At 45.1% G+C, this 15,561-nt stretch carries 10 protein-coding genes, 4 tRNA genes and 2 pseudogenes; 5 read left to right on the top strand and 11 right to left on the bottom strand.

All coding sequences use genetic code 11. From position 1 onward, the window contains the following. Positions 1 to 9 precede the first annotated feature (9 nt). Together nrdB and yfaE are read left to right on the top strand one after the other, a co-directional pair. Complete coding sequence (gene nrdB, locus A3712_RS08090; RefSeq protein ID WP_063523010.1) at positions 10 to 1,143, top strand: class Ia ribonucleoside-diphosphate reductase subunit beta; 1,134 nt, start codon at positions 10 to 12, stop codon at positions 1,141 to 1,143. Further along, positions 1,143 to 1,421: a class I ribonucleotide reductase maintenance protein YfaE gene (gene yfaE / locus A3712_RS08095; protein WP_004740229.1), complete on the top strand. Its 279-nt coding sequence runs from the start codon at positions 1,143 to 1,145 to the stop codon at positions 1,419 to 1,421. The genes nrdB and yfaE overlap by 1 nt, the downstream gene beginning before the upstream one ends. A gap of 199 nt (positions 1,422 to 1,620) precedes the next feature. Here the strand turns inward: yfaE and A3712_RS26635 are convergent. Continuing rightward, positions 1,621 to 1,992: pseudogene (locus A3712_RS26635) on the bottom strand (ferredoxin-type protein NapF); the annotation flags it as partial. A 4-nt stretch (positions 1,993 to 1,996) separates the two neighbouring features. Between A3712_RS26635 and A3712_RS08100 the strand changes: the two are divergent. After that, positions 1,997 to 2,511 (top strand): annotated as a pseudogene (locus tag A3712_RS08100) (DmsC/YnfH family molybdoenzyme membrane anchor subunit); the annotation flags it as partial. A gap of 147 nt (positions 2,512 to 2,658) precedes the next feature. Here A3712_RS08100 and A3712_RS08105 read toward each other — a convergent pair. After that, positions 2,659 to 3,897, bottom strand: a complete 1,239-nt coding sequence (locus A3712_RS08105; protein ID WP_063523011.1) for a CinA family nicotinamide mononucleotide deamidase-related protein — start codon at positions 3,895 to 3,897, stop codon at positions 2,659 to 2,661. A gap of 210 nt (positions 3,898 to 4,107) precedes the next feature. On the opposite strand from A3712_RS08105, the gene A3712_RS08110 reads away from it, so the two are divergent. Then, a complete protein-coding gene (locus A3712_RS08110; protein ID WP_063523012.1) occupies positions 4,108 to 5,016 on the top strand; it encodes a DUF3943 domain-containing protein in 909 nt (302 codons plus the stop codon). A gap of 234 nt (positions 5,017 to 5,250) precedes the next feature. Continuing rightward, a complete protein-coding gene (locus tag A3712_RS08115; RefSeq protein WP_063523013.1) occupies positions 5,251 to 5,763 on the top strand; it encodes a glycine cleavage system protein R in 513 nt (170 codons plus the stop codon). Positions 5,764 to 5,859: 96 nt separating this feature from the next. Here A3712_RS08115 and nspC read toward each other — a convergent pair whose 3' ends face one another. The 9 genes from nspC to uvrC form a co-directional block, all read right to left on the bottom strand. After that, entirely contained in the window at positions 5,860 to 6,993 is a 1,134-nt protein-coding gene (gene nspC, locus A3712_RS08120) for a carboxynorspermidine decarboxylase (RefSeq protein ID WP_063523014.1), read from the bottom strand. Between the two features lie 200 nt (positions 6,994 to 7,193). Beyond that, positions 7,194 to 8,444 carry a carboxynorspermidine synthase gene (locus A3712_RS08125; protein WP_063523015.1) on the bottom strand — a complete coding sequence of 417 codons (1,251 nt, stop codon included), beginning with the start codon at positions 8,442 to 8,444 and terminating at the stop codon, positions 7,194 to 7,196. A gap of 8 nt (positions 8,445 to 8,452) precedes the next feature. Next, the gene (locus A3712_RS08130; protein WP_197465803.1) at positions 8,453 to 11,392 is read right to left on the bottom strand and encodes a pyridoxal phosphate-dependent class III aminotransferase; all 2,940 of its coding nucleotides are present in this window, start codon (positions 11,390 to 11,392) and stop codon (positions 8,453 to 8,455) included. A 996-nt stretch (positions 11,393 to 12,388) separates the two neighbouring features. After that, positions 12,389 to 12,464: transfer RNA gene (locus A3712_RS28835), tRNA-Gly, on the bottom strand. Between the two features lie 30 nt (positions 12,465 to 12,494). After that, positions 12,495 to 12,581, bottom strand: a tRNA-Leu gene (locus tag A3712_RS08140). Positions 12,582 to 12,659: 78 nt separating this feature from the next. Further along, positions 12,660 to 12,735, bottom strand: a tRNA-Gly gene (locus tag A3712_RS28840). A gap of 34 nt (positions 12,736 to 12,769) precedes the next feature. After that, positions 12,770 to 12,843: transfer RNA gene (locus tag A3712_RS08150), tRNA-Cys, on the bottom strand. Between the two features lie 266 nt (positions 12,844 to 13,109). After that, positions 13,110 to 13,667, bottom strand: a complete 558-nt coding sequence (pgsA, locus tag A3712_RS08155; protein ID WP_004741263.1) for a CDP-diacylglycerol--glycerol-3-phosphate 3-phosphatidyltransferase — start codon at positions 13,665 to 13,667, stop codon at positions 13,110 to 13,112. A gap of 46 nt (positions 13,668 to 13,713) precedes the next feature. Beyond that, entirely contained in the window at positions 13,714 to 15,546 is a 1,833-nt protein-coding gene (uvrC, locus tag A3712_RS08160; RefSeq protein ID WP_157618728.1) for an excinuclease ABC subunit UvrC, read from the bottom strand. Positions 15,547 to 15,561 lie beyond the last annotated feature (15 nt).

The raw sequence follows: 15,561 nt of genomic DNA on the forward strand, positions 1-15,561 counted from the left end.
GAGGCATTTATGGCTTACAGTACTTTTTCTCAGAATAAAAATGACCAACTAAAAGAACCAATGTTCTTGGGTCAGTCGGTTAACGTTGCACGTTACGACCAACAAAAATTCGAAATCTTCGAGAAGCTTATCGAGAAGCAACTTTCTTTCTTCTGGCGTCCAGAAGAAGTAGACGTGTCTAGCGACCGGATCGACTACAACAAGCTTCCTGAGCATGAAAAGCACATCTTCATCTCTAACTTGAAGTACCAAACACTGCTTGATTCTATCCAAGGCCGAAGCCCGAACGTTGCCCTACTTCCACTAGTATCACTACCGGAAGTTGAAACTTGGATTGAGACTTGGTCTTTCTCTGAAACGATTCACTCTCGTTCATACACGCACATCATCCGTAATATCGTGAATGATCCAGGCCTAGTATTCGACGACATCGTTGAAAACGAAGAGATCCTTAAGCGTGCTAAAGACATCGCGTTCTACTACGATGACCTTATCCGGCTAACTGCGGATTACCACCGCTACGGTGAAGGTAACCACAACATCAACGGCGAAGACGTTAAAATTTCACTTCATGACCTGAAGAAGAAGCTTTACCTATGTCTAATGTCGGTAAACGCACTAGAAGCAATTCGTTTCTACGTAAGCTTTGCATGTTCATTTGCATTCGCTGAGCGTGAGCTAATGGAAGGTAACGCGAAAATCATCAAGCTAATTGCTCGTGATGAAGCGCTTCACCTGACTGGTACTCAGCACATGATCAACTTGCTACGTAACGGTCAAGACGACTTCACATTCATGCAAATCGCAGAAGAGTGTAAGCAAGAGTGTTTCGACCTATTCAAGCAAGCGGCTGAACAAGAAAAAGAGTGGGCAGAATACCTATTCAAAGATGGTTCTATGATTGGTCTAAACAAAGACATTCTTTGCCAATACGTTGAATACATCACTAACATCCGTATGCAAGCGGTTGGTCTAGGTACTGCTTACCCTGAAGCAACATCGAACCCAATTCCATGGATCAACGCTTGGTTGTCTTCTGATAACGTACAAGTTGCTCCACAAGAAGCTGAAATTAGTTCTTACCTAGTTGGTCAGATCGACAACGAAGTGAAAGCTGACGACTTTGAAGGATTTGAGCTGTAATGCCAACAATCAAAATCAACAAGCTAACTTCAATTGAATCTAACCCGTCAAATACACTATTGGAAACAATGGAACAGGCAGGGTTAGAGCCAGAATACAACTGCCGTGATGGCCACTGTGGTGCTTGTCGCTGTACATTGGACTCTGGTGAGGTTGAGTACGTTGGTTTTGCAATGGCTTACACACAAGACAACGAAATTTTGCCTTGTATCTGCAAAGCGAAATCCGATCTGTCATTGAGTAATGTGATCCATCGAAACAAGCAAAAACGTGCTTAACTTGTTCGACTTGTTTCGAATCGCGTGAATTACACGGCAACTCGAAAGCTTCAAGAGATCCAGCGAAAAGGGTCCGCCTCCTCAAGGAGTGCAGACCCTTTTTTTTAATGCATGGTGATTTGAATACTATGCTTTCAATACTCACTCTACTGCTGATTACTAAGACTTCCTGTCGACAGCAACAACACTCAAACCTTTCTTAATGAGTGAGGCTCAGCGTCACTGAACCGATGTAACAAGCGCTTCTGCACTCTCCACAGCCATTACACTAATCTAAAGCGGAACTAGGCAGCTCACCAGCTTCAATCTTTATAGCGCCTGCTGAATAAGCAGTCTGACAGGCGTGACAATCCATTTGCATGTAGTTATTGCAGCTATCGGCAAAGTTAGGCTTTAAATCAATGTAAGGCGCTAGCGTTGGGTGAATCGCTCCAGCCGGACACGCTTCCTACATTTATTGCCCATTGAGCAGCGCACTACCCTCTTGTATCTCAATAACACTATTTGGGCACGCCTGCCCACAACCGTCACAAAGGCGCCCAGACAGCACCTCATCAACGGCTCGTCGTGGCCAAGATGCCCAGAAAGCACTAATGGTTGGCGCTATGGAACTAGGTGTTATCTTCATGTACGCGATGATCAACGTATACATGGTCAACATTGTACCAACATGGGAGAACATCTACATGCCACTTAGTTTCACTATGACCATGACTGTCGGTGGCTTGCAGCTGTCTCAGTTCATAATTTTATTTGCTAACGAAAGTCGTTTACGGTTGACCGTAACATCACAATACTGGCTGCAATTGCCATTGAGATCAGCTTGCTAGTGACAGTCGGTAAACTGAACCTAATCGGTGACATCCAAACGTTAGTAGCAAAGACCTCAGAGTTGGTTGATGGTTTAGGCAGCTATGTGATTCTTCAAGTTGCATTGCTAATGGCAAGCCTACTGATTTAGATTCTACCTATGCTCAAGAAAGCAAAAGTGAATCCAGTAAATCTAGGCCTAACACCGGTATTGTTCTTAGCGTCAAAGTTAATCGGTCGTGATTTGTTCTACAGCCTACATATGACAAGCGGTTTGTAAGCACAGACTCTTTATTTGGTTATCTAGAAGGCTAGATAAACTAAAGGCCAAACACCTATGTAGATGTTAGGCCTTTTTATTGGCTCTGTATTAACCTTAGTTCAAGGGGGCTTGGCTCAGTAGAACTTGGTTAGCGACAAAAGCGGCTTACTTGATGATCGCTGAAGGGATAAACATATCCTTCACGCGTTTTACTGACGAGTAATCACCAAACATAGGTTTATTGTCTAGATGTCTTCTTAGCATGTCCGCAGCGACCGTTTTGATGATGGTGCGTGCATCTTCGCGCTTGTGTTGGCGGTAAAACTCCAGCACTTGTCCCCACTCACCCGCTTCGCTCGATAAAGCAACACTAAAGGTATTGCCCTCCAACTTACCCGTGACTAAGGCCAACTCAGTGCCGCACTTTTCTCTTGTCGCGCCAGCCAGAGCAAACGTTGAGGCTAGTGGATCGTTCTTATCAAGCTCACTCTCTTTTGGCTCCGCCATTACCCAAGAGTGACCGAAGCAATCTTCAACTTGTTCATTCGATTGTAGCCAAGCCGAAAGTGCACCTTTGGTTGATACTTCCGATACCGACAAGGTTTTCTTTCTTTCAGCCATAATATGACCGATATGGTCGATCATAGGCTCATCAACACTGACAACATTGCTCTCTAACAGCTTGTACACCATCTGTAGTAGCTTAACGCGAGTTTCTAAATCCCACTTAGGACCAAACAGCTTCACTTCAATAAACGGCAGATAAGAGCGGTAGCCCAGTTCGTAACCTTCAGGCAGTTTCAATTGGTCCAAAACATCAGAAATACCAGACTCGGATAAACCAAAGGTAAACAAACGGCTGCATTCAGACGCGACAACTTGAGGATAAGTGCGAGCAAGGTCAGGGATAATTTCAAAGATCACCATGCGCTTAAACTCACTCGGCACGCCCGGCGTGAAGTAGAAAGTCGCATCGTTAATCTTCAGCTTAAAGCCACAGGCAGTGCCAACAGGGTTATCGACGATTTCCGAGTTTGGGGGTAACAAAGCCTGCTTAAGGTTGCTGTCTGGCATCGGCATGCCACGTCCAGAAAACATCTCTTCCATACGCTTTACCCACTCAGGAAACATGACTAATTTCTGCTCTGACGCCGCCGCTGCTGCGGCCGCGCTCATATCATCGGTAGTCGGGCCCAATCCACCATTCACGATAACCACATCGTAGTTAAAGCTCAGCATCAACAACTCTTCGACTAAGGCATTCATTTGGTCACCAATAGTGGAGCGTTTTGCCAAAGCAAAACCGTGCTGGTAAAACTCAGCTGACATCCAAGCCGCGTTCGTGTCTACAATGTCTCCGTGAAGAACTTCTTCACCTGTGCTTAACATTGCGATTTTCGTCATATTTCTATCCCTTGTAGTCATAAAAAGACGCTGCATTATCTACAAACTGGTCTATGTTTGAGTTTGAGCTATTTTGATTTTTAACAAATATTAATAACGTTAAATCTAAGGTTTTCTTAGGAAAAGCGATAAATTATTAGTTCACTAAATCAGGCATTTAATAGATAATTGTGACCCTGATCAATTCGAAACTTTCTCGTGGAGACCCTTGTGGCCAAATCATCGTTACTAGCAAAGGTTACTGCTGCGTTTTCAATACTAATGTCAGTTAACACGGTTGCAAGCCAATACGACTTCGACCAGCCAATCAACCTTTCTTATTCGGATGAATGTGCTCAAGATTACTGTGTAAATGATAGCTTGTACACCTACAAGCCTAGTACCAATTACGCACTGAGCGAATCTAGCGAAGAGTATGATTTCTCAATCCAACAACCAAAGCACCTTTTGGTCAGTGAACAGAAAGATTGGGATTACCTAATGAGTCAAACCTACACCATTCTTGGCTTAAGTGTGGCGACCGTTGGTTTAATGACCTTCTTACCCGAAAGTATCACTAAATGGGACGACGACCAACGTGACTTAAGTAAGCTAGGTCAAAAGTGGAAAGATAACGTATCTGAAGGCCCAGTCTGGGACCGTGACGAACACTTCCTAAACTATGTGATGCACCCGTATTTTGGTGGTGTTTACTACACAGCTGCACGTCACGCAGGTTACAACGAGTTTGAATCTTTCATGTACTCTTGGACGATGTCGACCTTCTTCTGGGAATACGGTGTAGAAGCATTTGCTGAAGTGCCTTCGTGGCAAGACCTTTTCATCACGCCTTTCTTCGGTGCGGTTGTGGGTGAACTAATGCTAGAAACTGAGCAAGACATCATTGCTTCAGGTGGTGAAGTAATGGGTTCTCAAACCATGGGTGACGTTTCTCTATTCTTCCTTAACCCTGTTGGTCATATCCACTACTGGGTTAGCGATGCATGGGGCGGTGACGCAGAAGTTAACCTGAACACTAACCCTTGGTGGGATAACCAAGATGCCGCGAAATTCGCTTACGATGCTGGCGCACCATACGATTCTCAGTTTGTTGGTATGAACTTTAAAGTAACCTTCTAATACAACGACCTGATTACTTTGCGGTAATAACTAAAACTTATCTAAAAGCGGCTTTTAAGCCGCTTTTTTTGTGCCCTACTCTTCATTCTCTTTTTTTGCGACGCAGCTTAGTTTCAAAAATTGACACAAGTCAAACATTGTTCGATGTAAACTTCTACACTGAAATTAAAGAATTTTATCGCTTAATATCAAACATTTAATTGGCAATGATTAATTGAAACTTTGGGGGCTGATATGAACACTACATTTATCGTAAACTTTATCGGAAAAGCGTCACCTGCGACGATCAAGCAACTCGCTGCGGTGACTCATGAAAACGACGGCAAGTGGCTCATCAGTAAAGTAAATTTTATTGAAGACCAAGTAGCAGGTGTACTAAAGGTTCAGCTCCCAGCCATCAATGAATCAATTGTTAAAGAGGCATTCAGCGCTAACCCAGACCTGATTGTCCAGTTCGTTGATTCAGACCATGCACATAATGTACAAGATACCGTTCATCACCTGAGACTCGATTCTAACGATCGCGCCGGTATCGTCAATGAAGTGACACATTTACTCGATAGACAAGGTATCAATATTCTCGATATGGATTGCCAGCGCGTATTTATTGCTGGTGGCGGCGGCGTTAGCTCAAGCCTATTCACTTCTAAAATCGCAGTAAAGTTGCCAATCGAAGTGCAAATCGATGACGTTATCAATGAACTAGAAACCTTAAGTGAAGATACTAGAGTGATGATTGAGAGCTAATCAATAGCCGTGAGTGGTTACTATTACTATTCACGACTCCCTAACAATAAAAAGAGCAGCACCTGGCTGCTCTTCTTTTCTAAACCTGCGACTCAATTACTTAACTGACCATTGTGACAATGAACGCTTAAAGTCTTGATAGCCAAACTCATTCAGCTTTTGTACTTCGCCATTGCTGCGCTCACAGTAGATTGATGGCATCTTCAGGCCGTTGAACCAGTTGAGCTTCACCATGGTGTAACCTGCGCTGTCCAACAAATGAAGTTTTTGACCGATCTGCAGTGGCTCATCAAAGCTCGCCTCGCAGAACTGATCACCCGCCAAACATGAACATGAACCAATCACATAATCATGACTACCGTTTTCAGACGCTTCTAATACCGATGCAGGTTCATTGTAGATAAGCGTATCAAGGCGGTGTGCTTCGGTTGCCGAGTCCACAATCGCCGTTTTCTTCACGTTCTCAACAATATCAACCACAGTCACGACTAAATCCGTTGTTTTGGTGATGATGGCTTCTCCCGGCTCGAGGTACATTTGCACGCCGTGCTTTTCAGAGAAGGCTTTTAGCGCAAGGCCAAGCTTCTCAATATCGTAGCCCGGCCACGTGAAGAATACGCCACCGCCCATGCTCACCCAGTCTAACTTATCTAGGTGCTTACCAAACTGCTCAGAGATTGAATCAAGCAGACCGATGAAGGCATCAACGTCTTTATTCTCACAGTTCATGTGGAACATAACACCGTCAATATCTTCAAAAACCTCAGGCTGGATATGAGCCGCTTGAACGCCTAAACGAGAAAACTGGCGCGCTGGGTTTGCCAGATCTTGCCCTGCGTAGCTCACGCCAGGGTTAAGACGTAAGCCCAATGACGTCTTGCCTTCAACGATATGACGGTAAACGGCCAGTTGGCTTTGTGAGTTGAAGATCATCTTGTCGCAGATGTTAGCCACTTCTCTCACGTCTTCTTCGCTGTAACCCACACTGTATGCGTGCGTCTCACCGCCAAACGTTTCGTGACCAAGCTTTACTTCGTATGGACCAGAGCTTGTCGTGCCGTCCAAATAAGGCTTGATGATGTCAAACACACCCCATGTAGAAAAGCACTTAAGTGCCAATACTAACTTCACACCTGAAATCTCTTTCAGCTGCTTCGCTTTCTCTAAGTTCGCAATCAACTTATCTTCGTTGATCATGAAGTAAGGCGTTTTTAGTTCGTTGTTTTGCATGTTAATACCTTGCGGCCTTCGAGCTAACGAAGGCACATGATAATCGAACAAAGCCGACGCTGATGCACCAGCTTATCATTATAGGTTGTTGTCATTCCGAGCCAATCCGCAGAACTTTACCCTTGTAGCTAGGACATCGCGCGGAGTTTACGAATATAAATGAGCACGATGGACAACGCAACGAGGGCAAAGAGCCAGAATTACTTCAAAGTATGGATTAGAGGTAGACCTTGCCCCGGCTCTAGCTCTTGAACATGCCAATCTAGACCAATTTCTGGCATGGTTGCTAGGAACGGGTCTGGGTTCAGCTGTTCCATGTTGAATACACCTTTATCAGCCCATTCGCCACGGAAGAACTGAAGTGCAGCGGTAATTGCAGGAACACCTGTAGTGTAAGAGATCGCTTGGTGCTCTACGTCTGCATAAGCCACTTCGTGGTCGGCATTATTGTAAATAAATACACTGCGCTCTTTACCATCTTTCTTACCTTGAACCCAGGTACCGATACACGTTAAACCTGTGTAACCTGGAGCAAGAGATGTTGGGTCTGGTAGCAATGCTTTTAGCACGTGCAGAGGCTGAACTACTGTGCCGTCGTGCAGTGTTAGCGGCTCTGGGCTAAGAAGGCCGATGTCACGCATACAGTTGAAGTAGTTTAGGTACTTATCACCAAATCCCATCCAGAACTCGATACGCTTAGCTGGGATGAACTCTTTCATTGAACGAACTTCATCGTGCGCCATTGAGTACACTTTGTGAGTGCCACAGTTAGGGAAATCAAACTCAAGCATACGAGAGTGACAAGGTACTTGCTTCCACTCTTCATTTTCCCAGTAGAAAGAGTCACCTTGGATCTCAAGCATGTTGGTTTCTGGGTCAAAGTTTGTCGCAAACTTCTTACCGTGGTCACCTGCGTTTACATCCATTACGTCGATCGTGTCGACCTCATCGAATAGGTGCTTAACCGCGTGCGCTGCAAATACTGAAACCACACCTGGATCGAAGCCCGCACCAAGAATACCTGTGATGCCAGCTTCAGCGAACTTCTCACGGTAACCCCACTGCCAATCGTAAGCTTGTGGCACTTGTTGGCCTTCAGAACATAGGTCAACCGCTACCGATGTATCTAGGTAAGAAACTTTTGCTTGGTAACACGCTTCCATGATCGCCATGTTTACCCAAGGAGGACCAGCGTTGATGACTAGATCTGGTTTCACTTCGTTAATCAGAGCAACAAGTGCATCAGCATCGTCAGCGTTTACTGCGCGAGCTTCTAGTTTCTTAGTTGAATCTTTAAAGTTGTTCTTACCTTTGATTGATTCGATGATTTTTTCACACTTCGCGATGGTACGAGAAGCGATTGTGATATCACCCAGTACTTCGTTATTTTGTGCTGCTTTGTGTGCAACAACCCAACCAACGCCGCCTGCACCAATTTGTAGAATAGCCATAGTATTAATTATCCTTGTTGTTCTGCTAGCTCTGTCGCTAGAGTTTGGATTTTGTTAATTAGAGATTTGAAATCTGAAGTCTTTAAGCACGGATTCAAGATGGTGAATTTAAGGGCGCTTTTGCCATCTACGACCGTTTCACCAAGTACTGCAACGCCACGGGTCAAGGCTTCCAGTCTTAGTGTTTGATTCAGTTTGTCTAAATCAAGCTCACCGTCTGCTGACGGCTTAGATCGGAACAGCACTGTTGATAGTGATGGCTCCGCAAGCAGCTCCAAGTCAGCTTGGTTTTGAATCAGGTCTGCCACTACTAGCGTTTGCTCAAGAAGATGATCATACATGTCGCCTAATTGCTTTGGCCCTACACTCTGCATCGTCATGAAGACTTTCAATGCATCAAAACGCTTGGTGGTCGCGATAGACTTGTCGACTAAGTTCGGCAGTTCATCGTGTTCACGGTTTAAATAATCTGCGTGATGCAGAAGGTACTTAAAGTTCGCTTTGTCTTTCAACAACACCGCGCCACAGCTAATTGTTTGGTAGAAAAGCTTATGGAAATCGACGCTCACTGAATCTGCTTTTTCGATGCCTTGTAAACGAGCTTTATGGCTGCTCAAGATAAGCGCTCCACCGTAAGCACTGTCGACATGGAACCAAAGGCCTTGTTGGCTTGCGATATCTGCAATGGCATCAAGATCATCGATAGCACCATGATCGGTTGTACCTGCCGTACCAACTACAGCGAAAGGAATCAGCCCTTGCTCTTTTAACGCTTTCACTTCTGCATCCAACAAATCAGGTTTGATGGTTCCTTTTGCGCTTGTCTCAACACAGCACACTGCGCTCTCGCCTAAGCCAAGTAGTGACGCAGATTTTTGAACCGTGAAGTGAGATTTGTTTGAACACAAGATGCGAAGCTTGCTTGCATACTCCGGTAAACCTAGCTTTTGAATTGAGTGACCATTGTGCTTATCAGCAACCCAGTCTCTCGCGAGCAATAAGCCCATTAGGTTACTTTGCGTGCCACCACTGGTGAAAACACCGTCAGCTTGCTCACCAAGTTGGTACTTATCACACATCCAATCGACCACGCGCTGTTCAACATACGTAGCTGCCGATGCTTGGTCCCATGAGTCCATTGATTGATTCAGAGCTCCGATGATTAATTCCGCTGCTACTGATGCCATAAGAGGAGGCGTATGAAGGTGTGCAATACAGTCAGGGTGTTGCACAAAGATAGAGTTAACCGCGACTAGGTCAGCGGTACTGTCTACAACATCCACCAAAGTGTGCTGGTGGTTATCGAGATCAACAGCATTGATAGACGCTTCTAGCACTTTTGGATCAAGTCCTGAATAAGGGGCTTCAACCTTCTCAAAAACCGCTTTCATCGCCTGAGTGGTTTGGTTCATCACATTGGCAAACTCGTCACTACCACGAGGGCCAGTGTGAATGAAATGCTTATTCCATTCTTGGTTTGGCAGTTCACCAGAAGCTTGCTCTTCTTGAACACCGCCACCAGCCGCAACGATGGCTTCTTCCATTACACTTAGAGCAAAATCAATCTGCTCGAAAGAGATGATCATCGGTGGCAGGAAGCGAATCACCGAGCCGTCACGACCGCCTTTCTCAACCATTAAACCGCGCTCTAGTGCTGCACGTTGAATCGCCAGTGTGAGTTCACCATCCGATTTCGGTTCACCAAATTTATTAAGTTCGCCGTTTGGTTGCTTGATCTCAGCGCCAAGCATCAGGCCTTTACCGCGCACTTCAGCAATACAGTTCACGCGAGATTGGATTTTTTCTAGACCTTGACGTAGATATTGACCGGCAATCTTTGCATGCTCTACCAAGCCGTCACGCTCGATGATTTCTAACGCTTTAGCGCCAGACACCATTGCCAGTTGGTTCCCACGGAAAGTACCCGTGTGCTCGCCAGCTTTCCAAGTGTCGATACTCTTATCAAACACAAGCAATGACATTGGAAGTCCACCACCGATCGCTTTAGACAGACACAAGATATCAGGGTTAACGCCCGACTCTTCAAACGCGAATCGATGACCAGTTTTACCGACACCACACTGAATTTCATCAAAAATCAGTAGGATACCGTGTTCGTCACAGATGCGACGCAAGCCTTGTAGCCAAGACGCAGGAGCTGGAATCACACCGCCCTCACCCTGTACGGGCTCAACGATCATTGCAGCTGGCTTCATGATGCCAGACTCATCATCGTTCAACATGCGTTCGATGTAACGAATACTTGCGTTAGCCCCTGCTTCTCCGCCAATGCCAAACGGGCAGCGTAGGTTGTATGGGAAAGGCATAAAGTGCACGTCAGACATCAAACCGCTGCGACGTTCTTTTGTACCTAGGTTACCCATCATGCCCATGGTTCCATTGGTCATGCCATGGTAAGCACCACGGAAAGCAAACATGGTATTGCGACCTGTAGTTTGTTTGGCTAGCTTAATCGCCGCTTCAACAGCATCTGCACCGGATGGACCACAGAATTGAATCACTGAGTTGTTTGAAAACTCTTGGGGAAGAAAGGCTTTCACTCGCTTGATAAACGTCTCTTTTGCTTGAGTCGTGATATCAAGAGTTTGGTATGGCAAACCAGAATCGAGTTGGTCTTTGAGTGCTTGGTTAATCTCTGGGTGGTTATAACCCAAAGAAAGTGTACCCGCACCAGCTAAGCAATCTAAAAATAGTTGTCCACGAGTATCTTCAACCAAGGCACCGCATGCTCGCTTGATAGCAATTGGTAGACGTCTTGGGTATGAGCGAACATCTGATTCGTGCTGCTCTTGCTCAAGCAAAATAGCATCAGGTGTTAGGTCATAGGTTCCCTCTACGATAGGAACCATAGTTGAAAATGAATTTGCGATAGTGTTGATATCGACTTCAAAGGCGGTAGTCATAAAAATTCCCTTGAATATGTTCATACTCACCTCCAGCAAACGCAAATACACACCAGCCCTCTCGATTAACAAGAGTTCTTAATGAAATACGCATATTGTCTAGAAATGAGATATAGCTGTGCGCCCGCATAAGTCAAACGACGAATACGAAATTAAGCTGCCTTAAGACAGTGAGAAATTGTTAGCGAGAGCTCAAGGTTCAGTAATACTACTGTTTTGAAGAATTGGACATTTTTGCAGGATCGGGCAGCTATGAGGAGCTTGTCCCTTTGGAAATGCAGAGCTGATTAGCAATGTTGTAGTTAGTATTTTCAATGTTGGGTTTCCCATTAGCATGGCGAACTGCGCCATAAGTATCCCGTCTATCAGCTAAAGGACTAGCCGATACCTACCCTACGTAATGTCCCAATCAGCAAGAATGGTCATTACGCGTATCCCCCAGAAAGCAATCGCGGCTCTTTTTGAACATCGGCCGTTCCGAGATTGCGCGGAAAAGTAACATAAAGTGAAACGAACTATCAATAGTTTTTAATAACCGCTTAATTAATACGCGCAGTGAGTGAGGGGTTGCTTAAAATATCACCAACATAGAACAGAAGAGCGAGATCCTTTCGTCCCTCACACCCGGGGATGACGTCGAGGATATAAAAACGCTGTTAGAAAGCTTTTAGGCTATAAGCCTCTTTAGGTAGATGATGAAAAACTAAATACACAAAAGGCTTTAAAGCCGCAACCGCCTACGTCATTCCCTAGCGCGAGGAACGAGTTCATAGGGAATCTCGCTTTTAAAAGCTAAGTGATAGAAATGAAGTTTGAGTATGGGTTCGAACAAGAAGAATGCTGATGTGGAAACGCTGAAGACAGAAACTAAAAAGCCGAACATTTCTGTTCGGGCTTCTCAATTAGGAACGACCCGGCCCGCTAGGACACGAGGTCAACTCGTCACCTGATGTCTCAAATTACTTTAGTATGTTTCAGATGCAAAAAAGGCTCGTCATTTCTGACGAGCCTTTTTCAATTTGGAGCGACACACGAGGTTCGAACTCGTGACCTCAACCTTGGCAAGGTTGCGCTCTACCAGCTGAGCTAGTGTCGCATTTGCTTTATCGAGATAAAGACTTGTAGATGGTGCCCCGGGCCGGACTTGAACCGGCACAACGCGAACGTCGAGGGATTTTAAATCCCTTGTGTCTACCAATTCCACCACCAGGGCACGCAATTCTTTATTGCGGTGCCGATTACTGAAAAGTAAAACACCATCTTATGTTGACGCCAATCAACATACAAAATTTGGAGCGACACACGAGGTTCGAACTCGTGACCTCAACCTTGGCAAGGTTGCGCTCTACCAGCTGAGCTAGTGTCGCATATCATTATTCTTCTTTTAAACAAAAGAGATAATGGAGGCGCCTCCCGGAGTCGAACCGAGGTCCACGGATTTGCAATCCGCTGCATAGCCACTCTGCCAAGGCGCCTTAGTAACTCCAATCGAATCGCTCATAGCCATCCTCATGGGTACGGGATGCATTCTACGGATTCGAGCGGATGAGTCAATAATATTTTTGTATTTTTAATTCGTTTGAATAGATTTCATACTAAACAGGCTAAATAGCTGACTTTATGTGCAAAACACGCCGTGTATCGGCTATTCAAAAGAGATCTATATCACATTAGATATCCAGTATTGATTATTTGACCTTAGGTTAAAGATCAAAAAAGCGAGCCTTAGCTCGCTTCTTCATCAATGGTGTTTTTCGTCTAACAAATCGTCTTTGGCAGCCATTAAGTATTGTGCCATTGACCAGTAGGTTAGAATCGTTGCAACGTAGAGCGCGATATAGCCAACCCAAATCATCCAATCGTCATAGCGCCAGATAAGCACCCACAACGCGAACATCTGAGAAACCGTCTTAACTTTACCGACCCAAGAAACCGCTACGCTTGCACGCTTACCGATTTCAGCCATCCACTCACGAAGTGCAGAGATGATGATCTCGCGAGCTATCATGGTCACAGCTGGGATAGTGACCCAAATTGAGTGGTAATGCTCGGTAATCAAAATAAGAGCCGTCGCCACCAGTACTTTGTCTGCGACTGGGTCAATAAAGGCACCAAAACGAGACGTTTGCCCTAGCTTACGAGCAAGCATGCCATCTAACCAGTCAGTAAAACCCGCTACCCAAAAAACCATCGCAGCAGCAAAAGGAGCCCATTGGTAAGGTAGGTAAAAAACAACAACGAATACTGGGATCAAAAATAGTCTCAGTAAGGACAAAATGTTAGGTATATTCAAACGCATATTATTGGGCTCTTATTAATTGCGCTTTAATGGTGCGGGATTTTTACTATTGTTTCAATGCTTGATAAATGTTTTCTGCCAAAGAATGACTAATGCCCGGCACTTTGGCTATTTCTTCAACAGTTGCACGCTTGAGTTCTTGTAAGCCACCCATGTATTTCAGCAAAGCTTGGCGACGCTTCGGTCCTATCCCTTCAATTCCTTCCAAGGCACTAGTTCGACGCGTTTTACCGCGCTTCGCTCTATGCCCTGCAATCGCATGATTATGGCTCTCATCACGAATATGCTGAATAAGGTGCAAGGCTGGTGCATCACTTGGCAAATTAAACTCTTCCCCTTCAAGGGTAATGAGAGTTTCTAAACCAGGTTTACGCGTCACGCCTTTGGCAATACCCATCATTCTCGGTCTGAACGGCCAATCTCCCCAATATTGAGAGATAATCTCATGAGCGCGATTAAGCTGACCTTTACCACCATCGATAAAGATAATGTCTGGGATCTTATCAACATCAAGCTGCCTCGAATAACGCCTCTCAAGCGCCTGAGCCATTGCTGCATAGTCATCACCACCGGTAATGCCTGTGATGTTGTAACGACGATACTCAGGCTTAACAGGGCCTTCTTGGTTGAACACCACACAAGATGCGATGGTGCTTTCACCCATGGTATGACTGATATCGAAACATTCCATGCGCTTAATCGCATCCATCGACAGCACTTCTTGAAGCTCTTTGAAACGCTGATTAATCGTCATCTTGTGGTTAATCTTAGTGGTAATCGCCGTTAACGCATTGGTATTCGATAGCTTAAGGTAGCGGCCACGAACGCCAGAAGGGTTAGTATTAAAATGGATCTTACGACCCGCCACTTCACATAAAGCGTCCTGAATAGGAGTGACATCTTCCATCAAATCCGCATTCAGAATCAAACGAGTTGGAATGGTTCTCGCCTCATTATGGGCTAAGTAATACTGGCTTAAGAAGCTATAGAAAACCTCTTCACGCACTGTATTGTTTGGGATCTTTGGAAAATGACTTCGACTACCCAAGACTTTACCTTGGCGAATCATCAAAATATGAATACACGCCACACCATTTTCTTGTGCAAAGCCAAGCACATCCATATCTTCCATGGAATCGTCAGATACATATTGCTGTTCTTGCACGCGTCGAATCGCTTGGATCTGGTCACGGAAGGTCGCAGCTTGCTCAAAACGAAGCTCACGGCTTGCTGTATCCATCTTCTCGATGAGCGTTTCGAGCACTAACTTATCTTTTCCTTGCAGGAATAAACGAACATAGTCGACCAGTTCGCTGTACTCTTCATCAGAAATGATTGAGCTGACACATGGCGCAGCACAACGGCCAATCTGATACATCAAGCAAGGACGAGTTCTGTTGGCATAAACCGTGTCTTCACATTGGCGAGCAGGGAAAATCTTTTGGATTAGGTGTAGCGTCTCACGCACAGCGCCGGAGTCAGGGTAAGGACCAAAGTATTCACCTTTTTTCTTTTTAGCTCCACGATGCATAGATAAACGAGGATGCTTGTGACCACTAATAAAAATATAAGGGTACGACTTATCATCACGCAGGAGCACGTTGTATTTTGGCAGATACTGCTTGATGTAGTTGTGCTCAAGGATAAGAGCTTCGGTTTCCGTGTGCGTTACAGTGACATCAATCTTGTCGATGTTGCTGACTAGAGCGCGTGTTTTTTCACTGTCGACTTTTTTACGGAAATAACTAGAAAGGCGTTTTTTGAGGTTCTTTGCTTTACCGACGTAAATAACGACAGCCTCAGCGTTATACATTCTATAAACGCCGGGCTGCTCGGTTACTGTCTTGAGGAATGAGACTGAGTCAAACAAGTTGGTCACTATACGATCTCAGTG

The organism is Vibrio sp. HI00D65, from assembly GCF_001635455.1.
GTDB lineage: Bacteria > Pseudomonadota > Gammaproteobacteria > Enterobacterales > Vibrionaceae > Vibrio.

What these genes read in the sequence shown, in the direction of transcription:
- nrdB (WP_063523010.1), top strand. Translation starts at nt 10, where the DNA reads ATGGCTTACAGTACTTTTTCTCAGAATAAAAATGACCAACTAAAAGAA.
- yfaE (WP_004740229.1), top strand. Translation starts at nt 1,143, where the DNA reads ATGCCAACAATCAAAATCAACAAGCTAACTTCAATTGAATCTAACCCG.
- A3712_RS08105 (WP_063523011.1), bottom strand. Translation starts at nt 3,897, where the DNA reads ATGACGAAAATCGCAATGTTAAGCACAGGTGAAGAAGTTCTTCACGGA.
- A3712_RS08115 (WP_063523013.1), top strand. Translation starts at nt 5,251, where the DNA reads ATGAACACTACATTTATCGTAAACTTTATCGGAAAAGCGTCACCTGCG.
- nspC (WP_063523014.1), bottom strand. Translation starts at nt 6,993, where the DNA reads ATGCAAAACAACGAACTAAAAACGCCTTACTTCATGATCAACGAAGAT.
- A3712_RS08125 (WP_063523015.1), bottom strand. Translation starts at nt 8,444, where the DNA reads ATGGCTATTCTACAAATTGGTGCAGGCGGCGTTGGTTGGGTTGTTGCA.
- A3712_RS08130 (WP_197465803.1), bottom strand. Translation starts at nt 11,392, where the DNA reads ATGAACATATTCAAGGGAATTTTTATGACTACCGCCTTTGAAGTCGAT.
- pgsA (WP_004741263.1), bottom strand. Translation starts at nt 13,667, where the DNA reads ATGCGTTTGAATATACCTAACATTTTGTCCTTACTGAGACTATTTTTG.